This is a genomic window from Geodermatophilus amargosae (assembly GCF_041028265.1).
GTDB classification, from domain to species: domain Bacteria; phylum Actinomycetota; class Actinomycetes; order Mycobacteriales; family Geodermatophilaceae; genus Geodermatophilus; species Geodermatophilus amargosae_A.
In genome coordinates, this window is the sequence record NZ_JABGCW010000003.1 from 21292 (window position 1) to 44295 (window position 23004).

A 23004-nucleotide genomic window follows, 5' to 3' on the forward strand; every position below is an offset into this window, starting at 1 on the left:
GGACGGCCCCCAGGTACCGCTGGACCGTGGGGCAGCTGATGCGCCCGCCGATCGCGAGGATCGAGCCGGCGGCACGTCTGGCTGCGGCCGCCTACCTGATCGAGCATCTCCGCGCGCCGGCGCTCGTCGTGACGACCGACGACGACCGCGAACCCGTTGTCGTGATCCGCGACGAGGACGTCGCCCAGGCGATCGCCGACGGTCGGGACCCTGAGCGCACACGCGTCTGGCAGGTGGTCGAACAGCAGCCGCTGACCGTCGACAGCCATGCCGCCGCCGCCGATACGGCCCGGTTGATGCTGGCGCAGGGCGTGCAGCACGTGCTGGTCGAGGACGGCAGGCGCCTCGTGGGCGTCGTCGACCTGGACGATCTGTGCCAAGCCGCGCAGGGCGCGTGAGACCGCAGGGCGGCTGCGCCGGACACGCCGTTCGCGACGCCGGTAGGCGCTGGCGACGCCGGTAGGCGCTGGCGTCGTCGGCGAGTCGACATCGCCGCCTGACGGACGGGCGGGCAGGGACGATCGGCTGCCGCGTCACGGATTCCTCGTCACCCGCAGCACGCCGATGAGTTCGTGGCTCCCGACCGGTCCAGGCTCGTGACACCCCAGAAAGGGACGCCACCATGTCTGAGCTCCTCGTCGACTTCATCACCTCCCTCGACGGCTACGCATCGGGAGAGGGCTGGCCCGGGTTCTGGGGCCTCGAGGGCCCGGAGTACCTCGCTTGGCTCGCCGAGCAGCCCGAGGCCACCTACCTGATGGGAGCGAACACCTACCGCCTGATGTCGGGCTTCGCCGCCGGCGAGGTCCCGGATGGCCAAGCGGAGTTCAGGCCAGAGGAGGAGGCGTCCGTCGACGAGCTCACCCAAGCGTCCAAGGTGGTGTTCTCCTCCTCGCTCGAGGAGCCACTGGCGTGGGCCAACTGCACGCTCGTCCGCGGCGACGCCGTCGAAGCGGTCCGGGCCATGAAGGAGAACGGCTCGGGGCTCCTCAGCACGATCGGCAGCCTCAGCCTGTGCCGGTCCCTTCTACGAGCCGGACTCGTCGACCGCTTCCGGGTCGGGATCTTCCCGGTGATCACCGGGGCCACGGGCGAAGAACGCATCTACGACGGCTACCCGGACGTCGCCCTCGAGATGATCGAGCACCGCACCTTCGACGGCCGCATCCAGCTGCTCGAGTACGAGCCACGGGTGCTCGAGCACCCGCCCCTCATCGCCTCTGCGTGACGTCGCGGGGACGTCCATCGTCTACGAGGAGCACAGCGTCGGATCCTGGATGGCAGGAAGTCTCGTCAGCTCCGAGGACCTAGGGTCACGGGCATGCGCGCAGTCCAGATCACCGAATTCGGCGGTCCCGAGGTCCTGAACGTCGTCGACCTCCCCGACCCCGTCCCCGGCGACGGTCAGCAGCTCTACGAGGTGAGCGCCGCCGGAGTCAACTTCGCCGACACCCACCAGACCGAGGACAGCTACCTGGCGCCGCAGCAGCTCCCGCTCGTCCCCGGCGCGGAGTTCGTCGGCCGCCCCGCCGGCGGCGGCGAGCGCGTCGTCGGCCTGCTCGAGGGCGGCGGCTACGCCGAGAAGGTGGTCGCGAACCCGCGGCTGACCTGGCCGGTGCCCGAGGCCGTCACCGACGAGCAGGCCCTCGCCGTGGTGCTGCAGGGCACCACCGCCTGGCACCTGCTGCGCACCAGCGCGCACCTGGCCGCGGGCGAGTCGGTCGTCGTCATCGCCGGCGCCGGCGGGGTCGGCTCGCTCGCCGTCCAGCTGGCCAAGCGGTGGGGCGCCGGGCGGGTCATCGCCACCGCCTCCAGCGCGGAGAAGCGGGCGCTGGCCGAGGAGCTCGGCGCCGACGCCACCGTCGACCCCGCCCTGGCCGACGACGATCCCAAGACGTTCGCCGCCGCACTGCGCGAGGCCAACGGCGGCAAGCGGGTCGACGTCGTCCTGGAGATGACCGGCGGCAACGTGTTCGACGGGTCGTTCTCCGCGCTGGCGCCCTTCGGCCGGCTGGTGGCCTACGGCATGGCCGGCCGGACCCCGCCGAAGCCGGTGCAGGCCCCGGCGCTCATGGGCACCAGCCGCGCGGTCATCGGGTTCTGGCTGGCCCACTGCATGAACCGCCCGTCGATGATGGACGACGCCATGACCGAGCTGCTGTCCCTCGTCGCCGACGGCGCGCTGAAGCCGGTCGGCGGCGGCCGCTACCCGCTGAGCGCCGTCCGCGAGGCGCACCAGGACATCCTGTCCCGCCGCACCAGCGGCAAGCTCGTCCTCGACCCCACCCGCTAGTCACTGCGCGTCACCGCCCGGGAGGCCCGTTCCTCCCGGGCGGTGGCCCGTCTCCCCCACAGGGGTCAGCACCCCTCGTCCGTCCGCATGCCCGCTCCTAGCGTCGTCACCGACCACTGCTGGGGGTGTGCAACGACGCCCGGTCCCGGCGATCACCGATCGCTCCCTGGGGGGACCGTGCCCCGACCCACACCCCGATCCCGTGCGGCCGCGACAGCCGTCGGCGCCGCCCTGCTGGCCGGCCTGACCGGCTGCGACTGGCCCGACGTGAGCATGAGCCCCGGCGTGTCCGACCGAGCAGCGGAGACCACGGCAACAGCGACCGAGGCCCGGGTCACCGTCGCCGACGGGGACTCGGCCACCGGGGCCCCCGAGTCCCCCGCGCCGACCGGGGCCACCCGCCCGGCGGGCGACCTCGACAGCGGTTCCCTCACCTCCACGCTGGCGGCCGGCGACCGCACCGTGGTCATCGACTACTGGACCGCCGACCGGGCGACCACCTGGACCGCTGCCGACGACAAGACCATCCAGCTCGCCGCACACGTCGAGGGCGGCGACGCCGACACCGAGGTGCTGGTCACCCGCTTCGCCGCCACGACCGACGACGGGACGGCCCGCGTCCTCGCCGCCGAGGACCGCGGGGAGTTCGCGCTCACCCCGCCGTTCAGCTACACCACCGCGCTCAGCCTGCCGGGGACGGCGTCCACGGCCACGTCGCTCACCGTCTCGGTGCAGTTCGACCTCCTGGTCGAGACCGAGCCGGGCTCGGAGCGCTACTTCCGCCAGACCGTGCTCGACGCCCTCGAGCTGCCGCTCCTGCAGGAGGACCCCTCGTGACCCAGCTCCTCGTCCACGGCAACCGGCGGTCCACCGACCGCGCGCACCTGCTGGCCCGCGGCGCTCAGCAGGTCCCCGACATCAGCTCCCTGGTGCCGGAGGAGTTCGGCGGCACGGAGGCGCACGAGCAGCAGCGTCACGCCACCATCAGCTGCGTCATCCCGGCGTACAACGAGGAGTCGACGATCGCCGACGTCCTCGTCTCGCTGCTGTCGCAGACCCGGCCGCCGGACGTCGTCCACGTCGTCATCAACAACACCGACGACGACACCCCGGAGATCGCCGCGCAGTTCGTCGGCGAGCACACCCGCGTCGTCAAGGGCGAGACCTACCGGACCGTCGTCCACGTGCACGACATCGGCGAGAACCCGGACAAGAAGGTCGGCGCGCTCAACTACGGCTACTTCGTCAGCCGCGGCCACGACTACATCCTGGGCGTCGACGGCGACACCACCCTGGAGCGGCGCTGCGTCGAGTGGCTGGAGAAGGAGATGGTCACCGACCCGCGCATCGGCGGGTTGTCGGCCATCTACACCTTCGACAAGTCGAGGGTGCACGGCGCGATGGCGAAGTTCCTCGTCGCCGGCCAGCGTGCCCAGTTCGCCGGCTTCAACATGGACAACCTGGTGCGCGGGCGGAACATGGCCGTGCTCGGCGGCCAGTGCAGCCTGTTCAGCGTCCGCGCGCTGGAGTCCGTCATGTACCGCCACCACCAGTCCGCGCCGTGGGTGCGCGACTCGGAGGTCGAGGACTCCAAGCTGTCGCTGCAGATCAAGGACGCCGGCTTCAGCACCAAGATCAGTGCGCGGGCCCGGGCCTTCGTCGGCCCGATGACCACGCTGCGCGCGCTGCACGGCCAGCAGGTGAAGTGGAACTTCGGCGGCATCGACCTGCTGTGGCCGGGCCAGCGCGGGGACAGCAAGGGCCAGCCGCTGCACCCGAACCTGCGGCTGCGCTGGTACGAGAACATCTCGATGGTCTTCAACATCGGCGCGCGCATGGGCTTCCTGCTGCTGCTCGCGGCGGCGCTGTCGATCGACGCCTTCGTGTTCAACCCCGTCTGGCTGATCCCGCCGGCCGTGGCCACGCTGCTCAACCTGCGCATCGCCCTGGCGATGCACGACAAGAGCGCCGTCGACCTCTTCTACGCCGTGCTGATCGCACCGGCCGAGCTCTACATGTGGGTCCGGATGGGCCACTTCCTCACCGCCTGGGTGCAGTTCTTCGCCCGGGTCGAGAAGGACAACTGGGCGGCCCAGGCGGCGGCCGAGCGCGGACGGGGCTCGGCCTACGTCATGCCGGCGGTGTGCGCGGCGGCGACCTTCGTCGTCCTGATCTTCGCCTGGAGCCAGCAGAGCATCGGCGTCCAGTCGGCGATCCTGTCGATCGGCTGGCCGGTGCTGTACCTGCTCACCGTGCTGCAGACGATCTTCATGCTGAAGAAGCTCGTCCGCCGCCAGCGCGGCTTCACCGTCTGAGGCCAGGAGTGACCGGGCCCCGCGACCTGCAGGTCGCGGGGCCCGTTCCCGTTCAGAAGAGGCCCGGTCAGAAGAGGCCCGGTCAGAAGAGGCCCGGTCAGAAGAGGCCCGGTCAGAAGAGGCCCGGTCAGAAGAGGCCCGGTCAGAAGAGGCCCGGTCAGAAGAGGCCCGGTCAGAAGAGGCGTTGCAGGCGCCAGGCGGCGAGCCCGAGGCCGAGCGCGAGCAGCAGCGTGGCCACCCGGACGAACCAGTACGAGACGTCCTGCGGCTCGGTCGTGTAGCCGATCTGGCTGCCCAGGTCGTCGTAGACGGCCTCGAGCTCGGCGCGGGTGCGGGCCTCGTTGTACTGGCCGCCGGTCTCGTCGGCGATCTGCCGCAGCGCGTCGCGGTCGATCGGCACCGGCGTCACCTCGCCGCCGATCTCGATCGAGCCGTAGTCGGTGCCGAACGCGATCGTCGACACCGGCACCCCGGCCCCCTGGGCCGCGGCGATGGCCTGGGTGTTCTCCCGGCCCACGGTGTTGTAGCCGTCGGACAGCAGCAGGATCCGCGCCGGCGGCAGCTGCTCCTCGTCGTCCACGTCGAGCGTGGACTGGAACGTGGTGATGGTGGTCAGCGAGGTGAAGATCGCCTCGCCGATGGCGGTGGCCTCCGACAGCTCCAGGTTCTGGATCGCGCCGCGCACCTGGTCGCGGTCGGTGGTCGGCGCCACCAGCGTCGCGGCGGTGCCCGAGAACGACACCAGCCCCAGGTTGATCCGCTCCGGGAGGAGGTCGACGAAGTCGGCGGCGGCGTCCTTCATCGCCTCGAAGCGGCTGGGCGTGATGTCCTCGGCCTGCATCGACAGCGAGACGTCCAGCGCGAGGACGACGGTGGCGGTCTCCCGCGGCACCCGCACCTCGGTGCTCGGCTGCGCCAGCGACAGCACCAGCCCCAGCAGCGCGGCCAGCGTCAGGCCGAACGCGACGTGCCGCACCCAGCCGGCCCGCCTGGGCAGCAGGCTCTGCGCCAGCCCGGTCTGGGAGAACCGCGCCGCGTACACCCGCCGGCGCATCTGGCGGACCACGTACAGGACCGCCAGCGCGACGACGGGGACGAGCGCGATCAGCCACAGCGGTGACTGGAAACTCACGGGCGGGCCTCTCTCGTACTGCGGGGGGTGCTCACCGGGACGCCCCGCCGCTGCCGGCGCGCCGGCGGTCGGCGACGAACCGGACGACGTCCATCACCCAGTCGCGGTCGGTGCGCAGCTGCAGGTGCCCGGCGCCGGCGCGGCGCAGTCCGGCGGCGATGGCCCACCGCTGCTCGGCCGCGGCCTCGGCGAAGCGGGCGCGGAACCGCGGGTCCCCGGTGGGCACCTCGAGGGTCTGGCCCGACTCCGGGTCGACGACGGTCAGCGGGCCGACGTCGGGCAGCTCCAGCTCCCGCGGGTCGACGACCTCGATGCCCAGCAGCTCGTGCCGGGTGCCCAGGCCGCGCAGGGGCCGCTCCCAGTCGGTGTCGCCGAGGAAGTCCGACACGACGACGACCAGCCCGCGGCGGCGCGGCGGGCGGCGCAGCGTCTCCAGCGCGGCGGCGAGGTCGCCGCGGCGCCCGGTCGCGGCCCGCGGGGTGGCGACGACGGCGCGCAGCAGCCGGTCGGCGGCCAGGCGCCCGGGCTGCGCCGGGTAGCGGTCGACGCGCTCGCCGGTGGTGACGACGGCGCCGAGCCGGTTGCCGCCGCGCACGGTGAGGTGGCTGACGGCGGCGAGCCCGGCGATGGCGAGGTCGCGCTTGTCGCACAGGCCGGTGCCGAAGTCGAGGCTGGCCGACAGGTCGACCACCGCCCAGGTCTCCAGTTCCCGGTCGGCGATCGTCTCGCGGACGTGCGGCACCTGGGTGCGCGCGGTCACCGGCCAGTCCATGCGCCGGACGTCGTCGCCGGGGTGGTAGCTCCGGGAGTCGCCGGCCTCGCTGCCCGAGCCGGGCACCAGGCCGAGGTGGTCGCCCTGCAGCAGCCCGTCGAGCCGCCGGCGGACGGTGAGCTCGAGCCGCTGCAGCAGGACGTCGGCCGGGCCCTCGCCGAAGTGCGGGGGATCCGTGTCGGCGTCCCCGGCCGTCGCAGCGGGGGCCGCGTGCGTACCCGTGCCGGCCGCCGGTGCGACGGCGTCCGGCTCGTCCGCGGGCGGGGCCGGGTCCGCCCCCGCCCGTGCCCGGCCGCGCCGGAGGATCACGCCTGCGGGTTCCCCGGGCCGTGCCCGTTGCCGCCGGGACCGGTCTGGCCCTGCGGCGCCTGACCGTTCGGGACCTGGCCGTTGGCGGCCTGGCCGTGCGGCGCCTGACCGTGGGGAGCCTGGCCGTTGGGCAGCTGACCGGCCTGGGGCTGCGGAACGGGCGGGAAGCCCTGGCCGTAGGGACCCTGCGGACCGCCCTGCGGCGGGCCGAACTGCGGCGCACCCGGGGGCGGGACCTGCGGGCCGCCCGGACCGGCCGGGCCGAAGCCGCCGGAGCGCTGGCGCGGGGTGACCTGGGGCAGCGGCACGGTCTGCAGGATCCGCTTGACGACGTGGTCGGCCGGCACGCCGTCGGCCAGCGCGTCGTAGGAGAGCACCAGGCGGTGGCGGAGCACGTCGGTGGTGACGTCGAGGACGTCCTGCGGCAGCACGTAGTCGCGCCCGCGCACCAGGGCCAGGGCGCGGCCGGCCGCGATGAGGCCGAGCGAGGCGCGGGGGCTGGCGCCGTAGGACACCCAGGAGGCGACGTCGTCCATGCCGTGCTCGCGCGGCTGCCGGGTGGCCACGACCAGCCGCACCACGTAGTCGACCAGGGCGTGGTGCACGAACACCTGTGAGGCGGTGCGCTGCATGCGGCGCAGGTCGTCGGGCCCGAGGATCGTCTCGGCCACCGGCGGGTTGGCGCCCATCCGGTAGATGATCTCGCGCTCCTCCTCCGGCGTCGGGTAGTCCACGAGCACCTTCATGAGGAAGCGGTCGCGCTGGGCCTCGGGCAGCGGGTAGACGCCCTCGGACTCGATCGGGTTCTGGGTGGCCAGCACCAGGAACGGGTCGGGCAGCTTGTGGGTGACGCCGCCGATGGACACCTGCCGCTCGGCCATGACCTCCAGCAGCGCCGACTGCACCTTCGCCGGCGCGCGGTTGATCTCGTCGGTGAGGACGAAGTTGGCGAACACCGGGCCGAGCTCGGTGTCGAAGGCGTCCTGTCCGGCCTTGTAGATGCGGGTGCCGAGGATGTCGGCGGGCACGAGGTCGGGGGTGAACTGCAGCCGGGCGAACTTCCCGCCCACGACCCTGGCCAGCGTCTCGACCGCGAGGGTCTTGGCGACGCCGGGCACGCCCTCGAGGAGCACGTGGCCGCGGGCCAGCAGGGCGACCAGCATCCGCTCGACGAGCCGGTCCTGCCCGACGATGACCCGCTTGATCTCGAACAGGGCCCGCTCCAGCCGCGCGGCGTCCACCGAGGGCGGGACCGGCGCGCCGGCGCCCACGGCGCTGGCGCCGGCGGGCTTCTCGAGCGGGGTGCTGGCGGCGGTGGTCACAGGGCTCCCTGTCGTGCCGGTCCTCGGCCTCCGGCAGCGACACGGGAGGCCGGCGACGGGGCAACTCGCCCGTCCCGCCTGCCAGTGTCCTACACGGAGCTGGCAGTCCGTCCCTCGTGCACGCGGGCACGCCGGGGGCTCCGCACCGCCCGGGGGCGCGACGCGCCGGGCGACGCGCCGGGCGTCCGCCGGACGCGCGGAACGGAGCGCGCGCAACCCCTGCACCGCTGCCCGCGTGACTGCTAGCGTGGTCGGTGCGTCGGGCAGCTCCCCCCGTGGCTGCCCGACGCCCCGACTCCCCGGTGCGACCGCCGGTTCAGGCGGTCGGCCGCACGGCGCCGAAGTAGTCGCTGCCGAACCACATCGACGAGACCCGGACGACGTCCCCGCTCTGCGGCGCCTGGACCACCTTGTTGTCGCCCAGGTACATCGCCACGTGGTAGATCGACAGGTACGAGCTGCCCGAGCCCCAGAAGACCAGGTCACCGGGGCGCAGGTCCGCCCGGGCCACCGTCTTGCCGCGGTTGAGGTACCACTGGTCGCGGCTGGTGCCGCCGACCCGGATGCCGGCCTGCGCGTAGGCGTACTCCATCAGGCCCGAGCAGTCGAAGCCGTAGACGCGGGTGTCCGGCGGGATCCCGAGGCTCGGGCCGTTGGCGTTGCCGCCGCCCCAGCTGTAGGGCAGTCCGCGCTGCGAGAGCGCAGCGGTGATGGCGGTCTGCACCGCCGAGGCCGAGGGAGCGCCGGCCGTGGTGGTCGGCGGCGGCGTCGGGTTGCCGGTCGAGACCCCGCCGGTCGACGGCGTCGAGGTCCCGGAGGACGACGAGGAACTGCCCGACGAGCTGCTGCGCGGCGGCGCCGCGGCCGTCGGCGGGGCCGGGGTGACCGGCCGCGGGGCGGTGGAGCGTGCGGCTGCGGCGGCCTGGGCGGCCTGGGCGGCCTGGGCGGCCTGGGTGGCGGCGGCCTGCTCGGCGGCCCGGGCGGCGGCCTGCTCGGCGGCCCGGGCGGCGGCGGCCTCGGCGGCGTCCTGCTCGGCCTGCATGCCGGCGACCTCCTGGCCGGCGGCCTCGGCCTGCGCGGCGACGGCGTCGCGCTGCTCGCCGAGGGCGGCGGTCTGCGCGCGGGCGGAGCTCTCCTGGGCCTGGGCGTCGGCCAGCGCGACGGCGGCCTGCTCCTGCAGCTCCTCGGCCTCCACGGACGCGGACTGCGCCTGCTGCTCGGTCTGGTCGGCCTGCGCCTGCAGCACGGTGAGCTCGGCGACGACGTCGACGCGGTGGGTGCCGGCCGCCTCGAGCAGCGCGGCGCGCTCGATCAGCTGGGCCGGGCCGTCGGCGGACAGCAGCGCCGTGGCGCCGGGCGCGGTGCTGCCCTGGATGTAGGTGGTACGGGCGTATCCGGCGACCTGCGCCACGCCCACGGCGACGTCGGCCTCGGCCTGCGCGGCGGCGGCCACGGCGGCGTCGGCGGCGGCCTGCGCGGCCTCGTAGGCGGCCTGGGTCTGCTCGTAGTCCTGCAGGGCGATCTGCGCGCCCTGGTGCGCCGCCGCGGCGGCGGCCTCGGCCTCGGCCAGCTGGGCGCTGAGCACGCCCACCTGGGCGGCGGCCTCGTCGCGGGCGGCCTCGGCCGCGGCGATCTCGGCGTCGGTGGGCGCCGCGGAGGCGGTGCCCGGCGTCAGCCCGAGGACGACCAGCCCGACGACCGCCGTGCCGGCCGCCCGGACCGTCCAGTGCTGATGTCGCGTACGCGTTCCGGTACCCACGTGCCGATGCCTCCCGGTGCGCCCGGCACATGCCGGACGCTCGTCCTCGGGCGCCCGTACGGGCGCCATCCGGACCGGGCATCGGGACCATCGGGCAGGGCCTTGAACGGCCCTCCCCCGCAGGGGTGAGGGATCTCCACCCCTGCGGGTCGGTTGGTGACCTACGTCACCGCTAGTGGACCTGGCGCTCCCCCGGCTGCCAGAACGACTCCCGCAGCTTGAACTTCTGGATCTTGCCGGTGGCGGTGCGGGCCAGCTCGTCGCGGAACTCGACCCGCTTGGGCGCCTTGTAGCCGGCCAGCCGCGACCGGCAGTGGGCGATGATCTCCTCCTCGGTGGCGGTCTCGCCCTCGGCGAGCACCACGAGCGCGGTCACCAGCTCGCCCCACTTGTCGTCGGGGATGCCGATGACGGCGACCTCGGCGACGGCGGGGTGGCTGAACACGGCGTCCTCGACCTCGATGGAGGAGACGTTCTCGCCGCCGGTGATGATCACGTCCTTCTTGCGGTCGGAGATCGTGAGGTAGCCGCCGTCGTCGACGCTGCCGCCGTCGCCGGTGTGGAACCAGCCCTCCTCGAGCGCCTCGGCCGAGGCGTCGGGGTTCTCCCAGTAGCCGGCGAGCACGGTGTTGCCCTGGGCGAGCACCTCGCCGCTCTCGCTGACCCGGATGCGGGTGCCCAGCGCCGGCACCCCGGCGCGGGAGAGCCGCTTCGCCCGCTCCTCCGGGTCGAGCGCGTCGTACTCGGCGCGCGGGCGGTTGACGGTGAGCAGCGGCGCGGTCTCGGTGAGGCCGTAGATCTGGTTGAACTCCCAGCCGAGCTCGGCCTCGACGCGGGCGATGGTGCGCGAGGGCGGCGGCGCCCCGGCGACGACGATGCGCACCCGGTCGCGGCCGGGGACCTCGCCGTCCCAGTCGGCGGCGGCCTCGAGGACGGCGTTCCAGACGGCCGGCGCCCCCGACATCATCGTGACGCCGTGCTGCTCGACGCGGCGCAGGATCTCCGCGCCGTCCACCTTGCGCAGCACCACCTGGCGGGCCCCCAGACCGGCCATCGTGTACGGCAGGCCCCAGCCGTTGCAGTGGAACATCGGCAGCGTGTGCAGGTAGACGTCGCGGTCGCTGACCTGCATGTGCATGCCGAAGGTCACCGCGTTGACCCAGATGTTGCGGTGGGTCATCTGCACGCCCTTGGGCCGCGCCGTCGTCCCGCTGGTGTAGTTGATCGTGGCGGTGGCGTCCTCGTCGGGCTCGCCCCACGGGCGCGGCTCGGCGTCGAACGCCAGCAGCTGCTCGTACTCCTCCCCGGTGCCGAACCGGTGCTCGGCCTGCACGCCCTTGAGCGACGTCTCCAGCTCCGGGTCGACCAGCAGCACCTTCGCGCCGCAGTGCCCGACGATGTAGGAGACCTCCTCCGGGTTGAGCCGGAAGTTGACCGGCACCGCCACCCGCCCCGACGACGGCACGGCCAGCAGCACCTCCAGCAGGCGCGCGGCGTTGTGGCTGACGATCGCGATGCGCTCGCCCTCCCCCACTCCCAGCGCGTCGAGCCCGGCCTGCAGCGCGCGGCCGCGGCGGGCCACCTCGCCGTAGCCCACCTCGCCGAGCGACGGCGCCGGCTGGGCGGGTTCGTCGACGATGCCGACCCGGTCGCGGTAGACCAGCTCGGCCCGGTCGAGGAAGTCGCGGGTGGTCAAGGGCACGCGCATGCCGGGCTCCCGGTGGCAGGGCTGCCGGCGCCCCGGTCAGCCGCTCGACGTGGTCGGGGTCACGCTAGCCGCTGGCGAGCAGCAGCCACGCGGCCACGACCGTCCCGGCGCTCGCGGCGAGGGCGCGGCCGGTGTCCACCCGCAGGAGCCGGGCGAACGCGCCGTCGTCGAACCCCTCCCCCAGTCGCCGGTGCAGCGGCACGGCCAACAGGCCGGTGAGGCCGAGGACGACGGCCAGGCACACGCCGCCCGCGAGCACCGGCAGCAGCGGCACCCCGTCGGGCCGGGCGGCCAGCAGCCACAGGGTGGTGATCCCCTGCCCGGCGAACAGCGGGCCGACGACGGGGGTGATGAGCCGCTGGTGCGCCCGCTCGTAGGCGGGGAACGCCGCGGCCGGCACCCGGGCGAACTGCGGGTAGACCACGGCCCGCACGGTCCACTGGAAGCCGGCGTAGGCGGCCGTCAGCACCAGGTGGACGACGAGCAGCGTCACCGCTGCGTCGTCACCGGCGTGGGCGGCTTGCCGCGCCAGGCGAGGCTCCGCGCGTCCAGCTCGCGCAGCAGCGGGTCGCCCTCGGTGAGCACCCGCTCGGCCATCGCGACCGCGCCGGCCAGCTGCTCGTCCGACAGCTGGGCGAAGGCCGGGGAGCGCCGGCGGTCGAGCACGTCGTACCAGCGGCCGCCGACGGCGTGGTCGAGCACGATCCGGCCGAAGCAGTGGTCGTTCGTGACCACCCAGCGGCCCTCCCGCGCCCGTCGCGGCAGCTCGCGGAGGACCAGCTCGCGGTAGCGGCTCTCGAGCTCGGCGCGGCTCACGCCGTCCCCAGCAGCCGCGGCAGGGCATCGGAGATCGGCTCGCGGACGACGAGCTCGGCCAGCCCGTCGTAGGGCGTGGGCTCGGCGTTGACGATGACGACGCGGGCACCGTGCGCGGCGGCGACCTCGACCAGCCCGGCCACCGGGTACACGACCAGCGACGTCCCGACGGCGAGGAACACGTCGCAGTCGGCGGCCGCCTCGGCCGCCGCGGCGAGGACCCGCTCGTCGAGCGCCTGGCCGAAGCTCACCGTGGCCGACTTGAGGATGCCGCCGCAGACGGCGCACGCCGGGTCGTCCTCGCCGGCGTCGAGGCGGGCCAGCGCGCTGTCCATCGACGTCCGGTCGCCGCAGGACAGGCACTCGACGGCGTGCACCGTGCCGTGCAGCTCCAGCACCTGATCCGGCGAGGAGCCCGCGGCCTGGTGCAGCCCGTCGACGTTCTGGGTGAGCAGTGCCCGCAGCCGGCCCTGCGCCTCCAGGCCGGCCAGCGCGCGGTGCCCGGCGTTCGGGGCGACGTCGGCGGAGCGCATCTCCGCGCGGATCCGCCACGCCTTCCGGCGGATCTCCGGGTCGCCGACGTAGTAGGACAGCGTCACGAGCTTCTCGGCGTCGGGGTCGCGGGTCCAGACGCCGTTCGGGCCGCGGTAGTCCGGGATGCCGCTGTCGGTGGAGACGCCGGCGCCGCTGAGGACGGTGATCCGGCGGGCCTCGGCGAGCCAGCCGGGCAGCGGGTCGGGGACGGCACCGGTCACGCGCTCCACCGTAGGCACGCCGCCCGCGCGGGGGCACGTCCGCGGACGTGCACGGTGCACTCCCGCGGAAGTGCACGGGCACCGGGCGCCGGGACCGAGGTCACGGGAGAGGGAAGGGTCGCCTCACCAGGACCTCTCCGTCCCGGGCTGGGATGATGGAGGCATTCAAGCCCGATGGACACTCGAGGGTGAGGCGCAAGCAGTGGCAGCCAGCAAGGACAGCTTCGGAGCCCGGTCGACGCTCAGCGTCGACGGCACCGACTACGACATCTACCGGCTCGACGCGGTCGAGGGCGCAGGCGTGCTCCCCTTCAGCCTGAAGGTCCTGCTCGAGAACCTGCTGCGCACCGAGGACGGCGCGGACATCACCGCCGACCACATCCGCGCGATCGCGAACTGGGACCCGGCGGCCGAGCCCGACCAGGAGATCCAGTTCACCCCGGCCCGCGTGGTCATGCAGGACTTCACCGGGGTCCCCTGCATCGTCGACCTGGCCACCATGCGCGAGGCCATGGCCGACCTCGGCGGCGACCCGAACAAGATCAACCCGCTCGCCCCGGCCGAGCTGGTCATCGACCACTCCGTGATCGCCGACGTCTTCGGCACCCCGGAGAGCTTCGAGCGCAACGTCGAGATCGAGTACGAGCGCAACGGCGAGCGCTACCAGTTCCTCCGCTGGGGCCAGGGCGCCTTCGACGACTTCAAGGTCGTCCCGCCCGGCACCGGCATCGTCCACCAGGTCAACATCGAGCACCTGGCCCGCGTGGTCTTCCCGCGCCAGGAGGGCGACCGCGTCGTCGCCTACCCCGACACCTGCGTGGGCACCGACAGCCACACCACGATGGTCAACGGCCTGGGCGTGCTCGGCTGGGGCGTCGGCGGCATCGAGGCCGAGGCCGCGATGCTCGGCCAGCCGGTGTCGATGCTCATCCCGCGCGTGGTCGGCTTCAAGCTCACCGGTCAGCTGCCCGACGGCGCGACGGCGACCGACCTCGTCCTCACCATCACCGAGATGCTGCGCCAGCACGGCGTCGTCGGGAAGTTCGTGGAGTTCTACGGCGCCGGCGTCTCCGCCGTCCCGCTGGCCAACCGGGCCACGATCGGCAACATGAGCCCGGAGTTCGGCTCCACCGCGGCGATGTTCCCCATCGACGAGGAGACCATCACCTACCTGCAGCTCACCGGCCGCTCGGCCGAGCAGGTGGCGCTGGTCGAGGCCTACGCCAAGGAGCAGGGCCTCTGGCACGACCCGTCGCGCGAGCCGGCCTTCTCCGAGTACCTCGAGCTGGACCTGGCCACGGTCGTCCCCTCGATCGCCGGCCCGAAGCGGCCCCAGGACCGGGTGGCGATCACCGACGCCAAGCACGCCTTCCGCGCCGCCCTGGCCGACTACGTGCAGGACGACGAGACCGGCGGCGACGACCGCAAGCCCGGCGTCCCGCAGAACGAGCAGCCCTACGGCGTCGAGTCCTCCGTCGACGAGGCGTCGGCCGAGTCCTTCCCGGCCTCCGACCCGGCCAGCTCCGCACCAGGCAGCGAGGGCGGGAACGGCACCGCCGGTCAGCCGCACCACTACGAGAACGACGCGGTCTCCGGGCGGCCCTCGAAGCGGACCCGCGTGGTCATGGAGGACGGCACCGAGACCTTCGTCGACCACGGCTCGGTCGTGATCGCGGCGATCACCTCGTGCACCAACACCTCCAACCCGCAGGTGATGATCGGCGCGGCGCTGCTGGCCAAGAAGGCCGTCGAGCGCGGGCTGAGCTCCAAGCCGTGGGTGAAGACGACGCTGGCCCCCGGGTCGTCGGTGGTCATGGACTACTACGAGAAGGCCGAGCTCACCCCGTACCTGGAGAAGCTCGGCTTCTACCTGGTCGGCTACGGCTGCACGACCTGCATCGGCAACTCCGGCCCGCTGCCCGAGCCGGTCTCGGCCGCGGTCAACGAGGCCGACCTCGCCGTCGTCTCGGTGCTGTCGGGCAACCGCAACTTCGAGGGCCGGATCAACCCCGACGTCAAGATGAACTACCTGGCCAGCCCGCCGCTGGTCATCGCCTACGCCCTGGCCGGGTCCATGGACGTCGACCTGAACAACGACCCGCTGGGCCAGGACGCCGACGGCGACGACGTGTTCCTGCGCGACATCTGGCCGTCCCCGCAGGAGGTCCAGCGGGTCATCGACCACGCCGTCTCGGCGGAGATGTTCGACCGCAGCTACGCCGACGTCTTCGCCGGCACCGAGCAGTGGCAGGCGCTGCCGACCCCGACCGGCGACACCTTCGAGTGGGACCCGCAGAGCACCTACGTGCGCCGTCCCCCGTACTTCGAGGGCATGCCGGCCGAGCCGGCGCCGGTCCAGGACATCACCGGCGCCCGCACGCTGGCGGTGCTCGGGGACTCGGTGACCACCGACCACATCTCGCCGGCCGGCTCGATCAAGGCCGACAGCCCCGCCGGGAAGTACCTGCGCGAGCACGGTGTGGACCGCCGCGACTTCAACTCCTACGGCTCGCGCCGCGGGAACCACGAGGTCATGATCCGCGGCACCTTCGCCAACATCCGGCTGCGCAACCAGCTGGTGCCCGGCACCGAGGGCGGGGTCACCAAGAACCACCTGACCGGCGAGACGACGACGATCTACGACGCCTCGGTCGCCTACCAGGAGCAGGGCATCCCGCTGGTCGTGCTGGCCGGCAAGGAGTACGGCTCGGGCTCCTCGCGCGACTGGGCGGCCAAGGGGACGGCGCTGCTGGGCGTCAAGGCGGTCATCGCCGAGAGCTACGAGCGGATCCACCGCTCCAACCTCATCGGCATGGGCGTGCTGCCGCTGCAGTTCCCCGAGGGCGAGAACCGCGAGTCGCTCGGCCTGACCGGCGACGAGGAGTTCACGATCACCGGGATCACCGCGCTGAACGACGGCGAGACGCCACGCACGGTGAAGGTGGAGGCCGGCGACGTGGAGTTCGACGCCCGCGTCCGGATCGACACCCCCGGCGAGGCGAACTACTACCGCAACGGCGGGATCATGCAGTACGTCCTCCGCTCGCTGCGGGGCACGGCCGCCTGATCGGGGCTGAGTCGTGGATCTGGGCCTGGGCGGTCGCGGCTTCCTGCTCACCGGCGCGAGCCGGGGGCTGGGGCTCGCGACCGCCCGGGCCCTCGTCGCCGACGGGGCCCGCGTCCTCGTCAGCTCCCGCTCGCCCGACTCGGTCGACCGCGCGGTCGCCGGGCTCGGCGAGGGCGCGTCCGGGGTGGCCGCGGACCTCGGCGACGCCGGCGCCGCCGACACCCTGGTGACGACGGCGCTCGAGCGGCTCGGCCGGGTCGACGGCGTGCTGGTCTCCGTCGGCGGGCCGGCGCCGGGCACGGTGCTGCAGACGGCGGAGGACGACTGGCGGGCCGCCGTCGACAGCGTGCTGCTCGGCCCGCTGCGCCTGCTGCGCGCGCTGGTGCCGCACCTGACCGAGGGCGCGGCCATCGGCATGGTGCTGTCGACGTCGGTGCGCCAGCCGATCGGGCACCTGGCCATCTCCAACGCGCTGCGCCCGGGCCTGGCCATGACGCTCAAGGCGCTGGCCGACGAGCTCGGCCCGCGCGGGATCCGGGTGGTCGGCCTGATGCCCGGCACGATCGCCACCGACCGGATCACCGAGATCGAGGCCGCCTCCGGCGACCCCGGCGCGGCGCGCGCCCGCACCGAGGCCGGCATCCCGCTGCGCCGCGTCGGCGACCCCGACGAGTTCGGCAGGGTGGCCGCCTTCCTGCTCTCCCCCGCCGCGTCCTACGTCACCGGCACGATGGTCGCCGTCGACGGCGGCGTCCTGCGCACCCCGTGACGGCTCCGGTCCTCGTCGCGTGCGCCCACGGCACGCGCAACCCGAGCGGGCGGCGGCTGGTGGCCGAGCTCGCGCTGGCCGCGCGCCGGCTGCGCCCGGGCCTGGTGACGACGGCGGCGTTCGTCGACGTGCAGCCGCCCACGGTGGTCGACGTCGTCGCGGGGCTCGCCGCGGACGGGCAGCCGGCCGTCGTCGTGCCGCTGCTGCTGTCCGGCGGCTACCACGTGCACGTCGACATCGCCGGTGCCGTGGCCGCGCACGACTCCGCCGTCGCCGCCCGGCCGCTGGGCCCGGATCCGCGGCTGGCCGCGGTGCTCTCCGACCGGCTGGTCGAAGCGGGCGCCGACCCGCGCGACCCGCTGACCGCGGTGGTGCTGGCCGCCGCGGGGTCCTCCGATCCGCGGTCGGTGGCCGACGTCGAGGACACCGCCGACCTGCTGCAGCGCTCCTGGGCCGGGCCGGTGACCACCGGTTACGGCTCGGCCGCGCAGCCCCCGGTGGCCGACGCCGTCGCCGCGGCGCGCCGCGGAGGGGCCGAGCGGGTGGTGGTCGCCTCCTACCTGCTGGCACCCGGGCACTTCCACGGCAAGCTGGCCGAGGCCGGCGCCGACGTCGTCACCGCTCCCCTGCTGCCCGACGAGCGGATCGCCGCCGTCCTGCTCGACCGCTACGACGCCGCCCTGAGGAGCCCTTAGCGCGACACAGGCGGCTCAGGGCCCGCCGGCACGCTCAGCGGGAGGTGGCGAGCAGCTCGCGCAGCTCCTTCGTCAGCGCGTCGCGGGCGTCACGGCGGCCCAGCCACGCGGCCGGCGTCGCCTGGAACAGCGTGGTCTTCCACCGACCGCCGCCCTCGTCGACGGCGACCAGCGTGTGGATGCTGTGCAGCCCCGGGTCGATGTCGTCCTCCCCGGGCGGGATCATCCCGGCGTGCGCGTGCAGCACCGCCACACCGTCGCTGATCGCTCGCACGGACCGGACCAGCGCCACGTAGGTCGCCGTCGGGTGGCTGCCGAACACCCGCCGCAGGTCCGAGGCGATCGACAGCCGGCCGCCCACGGTCGTGCCGTCGTAACCGACCATGTCACCGTCGTCGGCGAACACCGCGGCCACCGCTGCGCCGCTGCGCCGGTTCCAGCCGTCGACGAACGCGGCGTAGAGAGCGCGGATCTGGGCGTCGTACGGGTGCGCGGACGTCACGGAACTCCTCCTGGTGCTGCTGGGGCAGGAGGAACGCTAGTTGCTACGCCGCACCGACCGTCCGACGCTCGCCGTCGGCGAACTGGGTCCGGTAGAGGTCGGCGTAGCGCTGCCCGAGCGCCAGCAACTGCTCGTGAGTGCCCGACTCCACGATGCGACCGCCGTCGACGACGAGGATCTGGTCGGCGCTGCGGATCGTGGACAGCCGGTGGGCGATGACCAGCGACGTCCGGCCCGCCAGCGCGGTGTCCAGCGCGTGCTGCACGGCCACCTCGGACTCGCTGTCGAGGTGCGCGGTCGCCTCGTCGAGGATGACGATCCCCGGCGCCTTGAGCAGCACCCGCGCGATGGCCAGCCGCTGCTTCTCCCCGCCGGAGAGCCGGTGGCCGCGGTCGCCGACCACGGTGTCGAGGCCGTCGGGCAGCGAGGCGATCAGCGCCGCGATCCGTGCGCCGGTCAGCGCCGCCCACAACTGCTCCTCGGTGGCCTCGGGGCGGGCGTAGAGCAGGTTGGCGCGGATGGTGTCGTGGAACATGTGCGCGTCCTGGCTGACGACGCCGATCGTGTCGCGCAGCGAGGCCAGCGTCGCCTGCCGCACGTCGACCCCGCCGATGCGCACGGCCCCGGCGGTGACGTCGTAGAGCCGCGGCACGAGGTTGACGATCGTCGACTTGCCGGCCCCGGAGTGCCCGACGAGGGCCACCAGGTGCCCGGGCTCGACCCGGAAGGACACGTCGTGCAGCACCGCGGTCGGCCCGCCGTGCTCGGGCAGCGACACGTCCTCGAGCGAGGCGACCGAGACGTCCGCGGCCGCCGGGTAGCTGAAGGAGACGGAGTCGAACTCGATGGACCGGTCGTCGGCCGGGAGCGGCACCGCGTCGGGGGCCTCGGTGATCATCGGCGGCAGGTCGAGCACCTCGAAGACGCGGTCGAAGCTGACCATGGCGCTCATGACGTCGACCCGGACGTTGGACAGTGCCGTCAGCGGGCCGTAGAGCCGCGACAGCAGCAGGGCCAGCGCGACGACGTCGCCGGGTGAGAGCGACCCGTCGAAGGCCAGGAAGCCGCCGAGGCCGTAGACGAGCGCGGTGGCCAGCGCCGCCACCAGCGTGAGCGCGGTGAAGAACGTGCGGCCGTACATGGCCGACAGGACGCCGATGTCGCGGACCCGCGCCGCCCGGCCGCGGAAGCTCTGGGCCTCGGCCTCGGGGCGGCCGAACAGCTTGACCAGCAGCGCGCCGGCGACGTTGAACCGCTCGGTCATCGACGCGTTCATCGACGCGTTGAGGCCGTAGGACTCCCGGGTGATCTCCTGCAGCCGCTTGCCGATGCGGCGGGCGGGCAGCACGAACAGCGGCACCATCACCAGCGAGAGCAGCGTGATCTGCCACGACAGCGAGAACATGACGCCTGCGGTGAGCACCAGGCCGATGACGTTGGAGACGACGCCGGACAGGGTCGAGGTGAAGGCCTGCTGCGCGCCGACGACGTCGTTGTTGAGGCGGCTGACCAGCGCGCCGGTCTGGGTGCGGGTGAAGAAGGCGACCGGCATCCGCTGGACGTGCTCGAACACGCGGGCGCGCAGGTCGTAGATGACGCCCTCGCCGATGCGCGCGGAGTACCAGCGGGTGGCCACCGAGATGCCGGCGTCGACGACGGCGAGGCCGGCGATGAACAGCGCGATCCGGACGATGCCGCCGGCGGTGCCGTCGAGGCGGGCGATCCGGTTGATGATGTCGCCGGCCAGCAGCGGGGTGATCACGCCGATCACCGAGGACGCGACGACCAGCAGCAGGAACGACGTCAGCTCGCGGCGGTAGGGCCGGGCGATGCCGAGGATCCGGCGCACCGTCCCCTCGGGCAGTTCGCGGGAGGTGACCGAGGGGTCACGTCGGAACGAGCGCATCGCCGCCATGGAGGTCATGGGACTGCTCACGCGGTGACCTCCTCAGCCGGAGACGGGGACCGGCGGCAACGAGAACAGCCGCCGGTCCCCCGCTGTTCCGGTCGCCTCAGCGGGCCGTCAGCTCGGCCAGCCGCCGTGCCTGGGCGGCCCGCTCGGCGGCGTCCTGCGCCTCCGGGGTGTTCCGGACGGCGGAGCGGACCAGCGCCGCGGTCTCGCGGACCGCGCCGGCGGGCGGGGCGGTGAGCGCGGCGACCAGCGTGGCCACCGCCGCGTCGAGGTCCCCGGGCGGGACGACGGCGTTGGCCACGCCCCACGTCAGTGCCTCCGCCGCGGTCACCGGACGGCCGGTCACGCAGACCTCCATCGCCCGCGCGTGGCCGACCAGCTCCGCCAGGTTGCTCGTGCCGGTGAGGTCGGGGACGAGCCCGAGCGTGGCCTCGGGCAGCCGCAGGGAGGCGTCCTCGGTCATCACCCGCAGGTCGCAGGCCAGCGCCAGCTGCGCGCCGGCGCCGATCGCGTGGCCCTGCACCGCGGCCACCGACACGATCCCCGGCGCGCGCAGCCAGCGGAACCCGGCCTGGTACTCCCGGATGCGCTCCTGGGCCTGCTCGGCCGGCATCGACCCCAGCTGGCCGAGACCGCCCGCGGTCGCGGGGTCGGCGCTGAACAGGCTGCGGTCCAGGCCCGCGGAGAAGGACCGGCCCTCGCCCCGCACCACGACCACGCGGACGTCGTCGTCGAGCGAGTCGCCGACCGCCTTCAGCGCCGTCCAGGTCGCCGGCGTCTGGGCGTTGAGCTGGTCGGGACGGTCGAGCGTGACGGTCAGGACGGCGCCGTCGCGGCTGGTCCGGACCCAGCCGTCGGTGTCGACCGCCGTCACGCGCTCTTCTTGCTGTTCCGGTTGGCCCCACCACGACTGCGGAGCGTGGCACCGGACTCCGACAGGAGCCGGTGCACGAACCCGTAGGAGCGGTTCGTCGAGGTGGCCAGCGACCGGATGCTCTCCCCGCCGTCGTAGCGCTTCTTCAGCTCGTCGGCCAGGGACGTGCGGTCCCCTCCGGTGATGCGCTTGCCCTTGCCGAGGTCCGTGCTCGAGTCGGCCATGACTCCCCTCCGTCGCAGCCCTCGGCGCCGGCGCGGGTCGCCGGCCCATCGGGTGCTGGCTCGCGTGGTGCCGCCGTCCCCGTGACGCCGGCCTCCCGCGTCGATGATCACCCAGCCCGGGCCACCCGGCCACGCGAGCGGGAAAGTGCCAGGTCGGCTGACGCCGACCCGCTGTCAGGCCAGCTCGACGAGGTCGGCGAGGTCCTCGCTCCAGGCGTCCTCGGTGCCGTCGGGCAGCAGGATCACCTTGTCCGGGTCGAGGGCACGGACGGCGCCCTCGTCGTGCGTGACCAGCACGATCGCGCCGCCGTAGGTGCGCAGCGCGTCGAGGACCTGCTCGCGGCTGGCCGGGTCGAGGTTGTTGGTCGGCTCGTCGAGCAGCAGCACGTTGGCGCCGGAGACGACCAGCGTGGCCATCGCCAGCCGCGTCTTCTCACCGCCGGAGAGGGTGCCGGCACGCTGGTCGGCGGCGTCGCCGGAGAAGAGGAAGGCGCCGAGGATCCGCCGCAGCTCGGTGTCGGTGCTCTGCGGCGCGGCGGCCCGCATGTTCTCCAGCAGCGAGCGGTCGTGGTCGAGCGTCTCGTGCTCCTGCGCGTAGTAGCCGATCCGCAGCCCGTGGCCGGGCAGCACCTCGCCGGTGTCGGGCACCTCGGTGCCGGCCAGCATCCGCAGCAGCGTCGTCTTCCCGGCGCCGTTGAGGCCCAGGACGACGACGCGTGCGCCCCGGTCGACGGCGAGGTCGACGTCGGTGAACACCTCGAGCGAGCCGTAGCTCTTCGACAGGCCCTCGGCGGTGAGCGGCGTCCGCCCGCACGGCGCCGGGGTGGGGAACCGGAGCTTGGCGACCCGGTCCTGCACGCGCACCTCGTCGAGGCCGGCGGCCAGCCGCGCGGCGCGCTTGTCCATGCTCTGCGCGGCCCTGGCCTTGGTGGCCTTGGCGCGCATCTTGTCCGCCTGCGAGGTCAGCGCGTCGATCTTGCGCTCGGTGTTGGCCCGCTCCTGTCGGCGGCGGCGCTCGTCGGTCTCGCGCTGCTGCAGGTAGGCCTTCCAGCCGAGGTTGTAGACGTCGACGACGGCGCGGTTGGCGTCGAGGTGCCACACCTTGTTCACGACGGCGCCGAGCAGCTCGACGTCGTGGCTGATGACCACCAGGCCGCCCCTGTGCGAGGCCAGGAAGGTCTTCAGCCAGGTGATCGAGTCGGCGTCGAGGTGGTTGGTGGGCTCGTCGAGCAGCAGCGTCTCGGCGTCGGAGAACAGGATGCGGGCGAGCTCGACCCGGCGCCGCTGGCCACCCGACAGCGTCCGCAGCGGCTGGCCCATGACCCGGTCGGGCAGGCCGAGGGCGGTGCAGATGCGGGCGGCGTCGCTCTCGGCGGCGTACCCGCCGAGCGCGGCGAACTGGTCCTCCAGGCGCCCGTACCGGCGGACGGCGCGGTCGCGCTCGGCGTCGTCGGCGGGCTCGGCCATGGCCACCTGCGCCTTGACCAGCTTCGCCCTGAGGACGTCGAGGCCGCGGCCGGAGAGCACGCGGTCGCTGGCGGAGACGTCGAGGTCGCCGCTGCGCGGGTCCTGCGGGAGGTACCCGATCTCGCCGGTCACCTCCACCGTGCCGGCGTGCGGCAGGCGCTCACCGGCGAGCGTGGTGAGCGTGGTGGTCTTGCCGGCGCCGTTGCGCCCGACCAGACCGATGCGGTCACCCGCCTGCACGCGCAGGGTGACGTCGCCGAGGAGGATGCGGGCGCCGGCGCGCAGCTCGAGGCCGGTCGTCGTGATCACTGAT

The 23004-nt window shown here is 73.8% G+C and carries 21 protein-coding genes; 8 read left to right on the forward strand and 13 right to left on the reverse strand.

Annotated elements, in window-relative coordinates:
- Window positions 1-26: 26 nt before the first annotated feature.
- The 5 genes from HLV61_RS03515 (at window position 27) to HLV61_RS03535 (ending at window position 4608) form a co-directional block, all read left to right on the forward strand.
- Entirely contained in the window at window positions 27-398 is a 372-nt protein-coding gene (locus HLV61_RS03515) for a CBS domain-containing protein (protein ID WP_369253002.1), read from the forward strand.
- 224 nt (window positions 399-622) lie between these two features.
- Entirely contained in the window at window positions 623-1228 is a 606-nt protein-coding gene (locus tag HLV61_RS03520) for a dihydrofolate reductase family protein (RefSeq protein WP_369253003.1), read from the forward strand.
- Window positions 1229-1321: 93 nt separating this feature from the next.
- Window positions 1322-2293: a quinone oxidoreductase family protein gene (locus HLV61_RS03525; RefSeq protein WP_369253004.1), complete on the forward strand. Its 972-nt coding sequence runs from the start codon at window positions 1322-1324 to the stop codon at window positions 2291-2293.
- Window positions 2294-2578: 285 nt separating this feature from the next.
- A complete protein-coding gene (locus HLV61_RS03530; protein WP_369253005.1) occupies window positions 2579-3130 on the forward strand; it encodes a hypothetical protein in 552 nt (183 codons plus the stop codon).
- Window positions 3127-4608: a glycosyltransferase family 2 protein gene (locus HLV61_RS03535; protein ID WP_369253006.1), complete on the forward strand. Its 1482-nt coding sequence runs from the start codon at window positions 3127-3129 to the stop codon at window positions 4606-4608. Before HLV61_RS03530 ends, HLV61_RS03535 begins: the two co-directional genes overlap by 4 nt.
- Before the next feature lie 172 nt (window positions 4609-4780).
- Here the strand turns inward: HLV61_RS03535 and HLV61_RS03540 are convergent, their stop codons facing one another.
- From HLV61_RS03540 to HLV61_RS03575, 8 genes are all read right to left on the reverse strand, one after another.
- Window positions 4781-5740 carry a VWA domain-containing protein gene (locus HLV61_RS03540; protein WP_369253007.1) on the reverse strand — a complete coding sequence of 320 codons (960 nt, stop codon included), beginning with the start codon at window positions 5738-5740 and terminating at the stop codon, window positions 4781-4783.
- A 31-nt stretch (window positions 5741-5771) separates the two neighbouring features.
- Entirely contained in the window at window positions 5772-6821 is a 1050-nt protein-coding gene (locus HLV61_RS03545; protein ID WP_369253008.1) for a DUF58 domain-containing protein, read from the reverse strand.
- Window positions 6818-8143, reverse strand: coding sequence for an AAA family ATPase (locus HLV61_RS03550; protein ID WP_440284465.1), 1326 nt, complete (start codon window positions 8141-8143; stop codon window positions 6818-6820). The genes HLV61_RS03545 and HLV61_RS03550 overlap by 4 nt, the downstream gene beginning before the upstream one ends.
- 316 nt (window positions 8144-8459) lie before the next feature.
- The gene (locus HLV61_RS03555) at window positions 8460-9902 is read right to left on the reverse strand and encodes a C40 family peptidase (RefSeq protein ID WP_369253009.1); all 1443 of its coding nucleotides are present in this window, start codon (window positions 9900-9902) and stop codon (window positions 8460-8462) included.
- Between the two features lie 172 nt (window positions 9903-10074).
- On the reverse strand, window positions 10075-11610 hold the full coding sequence (locus HLV61_RS03560; RefSeq protein WP_369253010.1) for an AMP-binding protein: 1536 nt from the start codon (window positions 11608-11610) through the stop codon (window positions 10075-10077).
- A gap of 64 nt (window positions 11611-11674) precedes the next feature.
- The gene (locus tag HLV61_RS03565) at window positions 11675-12103 is read right to left on the reverse strand and encodes a DUF1772 domain-containing protein (RefSeq protein ID WP_369253011.1); all 429 of its coding nucleotides are present in this window, start codon (window positions 12101-12103) and stop codon (window positions 11675-11677) included.
- Complete coding sequence (locus tag HLV61_RS03570; RefSeq protein ID WP_369253012.1) at window positions 12100-12426, reverse strand: hypothetical protein; 327 nt, start codon at window positions 12424-12426, stop codon at window positions 12100-12102. The genes HLV61_RS03565 and HLV61_RS03570 overlap by 4 nt, the downstream gene beginning before the upstream one ends.
- Complete coding sequence (locus HLV61_RS03575) at window positions 12423-13181, reverse strand: SIR2 family NAD-dependent protein deacylase (RefSeq protein WP_369253013.1); 759 nt, start codon at window positions 13179-13181, stop codon at window positions 12423-12425. The genes HLV61_RS03570 and HLV61_RS03575 overlap by 4 nt, the downstream gene beginning before the upstream one ends.
- Window positions 13182-13383: 202 nt before the next feature.
- Here HLV61_RS03575 and HLV61_RS03580 point away from each other — a divergent pair, with 202 nt between their 5' ends.
- The 3 genes from HLV61_RS03580 to HLV61_RS03590 are packed head-to-tail and all read left to right on the forward strand — an operon-like array spanning window position 13384 to window position 17712.
- Window positions 13384-16248 carry an aconitate hydratase gene (locus HLV61_RS03580; protein WP_369253014.1) on the forward strand — a complete coding sequence of 955 codons (2865 nt, stop codon included), beginning with the start codon at window positions 13384-13386 and terminating at the stop codon, window positions 16246-16248.
- A gap of 13 nt (window positions 16249-16261) precedes the next feature.
- A complete protein-coding gene (locus HLV61_RS03585) occupies window positions 16262-17017 on the forward strand; it encodes an SDR family oxidoreductase (protein ID WP_369253015.1) in 756 nt (251 codons plus the stop codon).
- Complete coding sequence (locus HLV61_RS03590; protein WP_369253016.1) at window positions 17014-17712, forward strand: sirohydrochlorin chelatase; 699 nt, start codon at window positions 17014-17016, stop codon at window positions 17710-17712. Before HLV61_RS03585 ends, HLV61_RS03590 begins: the two co-directional genes overlap by 4 nt.
- 34 nt (window positions 17713-17746) lie before the next feature.
- Here HLV61_RS03590 and HLV61_RS03595 read toward each other — a convergent pair whose 3' ends face one another.
- From HLV61_RS03595 to HLV61_RS03615, 5 genes are all read right to left on the reverse strand, one after another.
- Window positions 17747-18214, reverse strand: a complete 468-nt coding sequence (locus tag HLV61_RS03595) for an SgcJ/EcaC family oxidoreductase (RefSeq protein ID WP_369253017.1) — start codon at window positions 18212-18214, stop codon at window positions 17747-17749.
- Window positions 18215-18257: 43 nt separating this feature from the next.
- A complete protein-coding gene (locus HLV61_RS03600) occupies window positions 18258-20150 on the reverse strand; it encodes an ABC transporter ATP-binding protein (protein ID WP_369253018.1) in 1893 nt (630 codons plus the stop codon).
- A gap of 76 nt (window positions 20151-20226) precedes the next feature.
- Window positions 20227-21000 (reverse strand): enoyl-CoA hydratase/isomerase family protein, encoded by a 774-nt coding sequence (locus HLV61_RS03605; protein WP_369253019.1) that lies wholly within the window; start codon window positions 20998-21000, stop codon window positions 20227-20229.
- Window positions 20997-21224, reverse strand: a complete 228-nt coding sequence (locus HLV61_RS03610; RefSeq protein WP_093578674.1) for a helix-turn-helix domain-containing protein — start codon at window positions 21222-21224, stop codon at window positions 20997-20999. The genes HLV61_RS03605 and HLV61_RS03610 overlap by 4 nt, the downstream gene beginning before the upstream one ends.
- A 174-nt stretch (window positions 21225-21398) precedes the next feature.
- Window positions 21399-23000: an ABC-F family ATP-binding cassette domain-containing protein gene (locus tag HLV61_RS03615; protein WP_369253020.1), complete on the reverse strand. Its 1602-nt coding sequence runs from the start codon at window positions 22998-23000 to the stop codon at window positions 21399-21401.
- Window positions 23001-23004 lie beyond the last annotated feature (4 nt).

Bases quoted from the DNA above. Each gene is read 5' to 3' on its own strand.
- HLV61_RS03520 (WP_369253003.1), top strand. From the start codon at position 623: ATGTCTGAGCTCCTCGTCGACTTCATCACCTCCCTCGACGGCTACGCA.
- HLV61_RS03525 (WP_369253004.1), top strand. From the start codon at position 1,322: ATGCGCGCAGTCCAGATCACCGAATTCGGCGGTCCCGAGGTCCTGAAC.
- HLV61_RS03560 (WP_369253010.1), bottom strand. From the start codon at position 11,610: ATGCGCGTGCCCTTGACCACCCGCGACTTCCTCGACCGGGCCGAGCTG.
- HLV61_RS03610 (WP_093578674.1), bottom strand. From the start codon at position 21,224: ATGGCCGACTCGAGCACGGACCTCGGCAAGGGCAAGCGCATCACCGGA.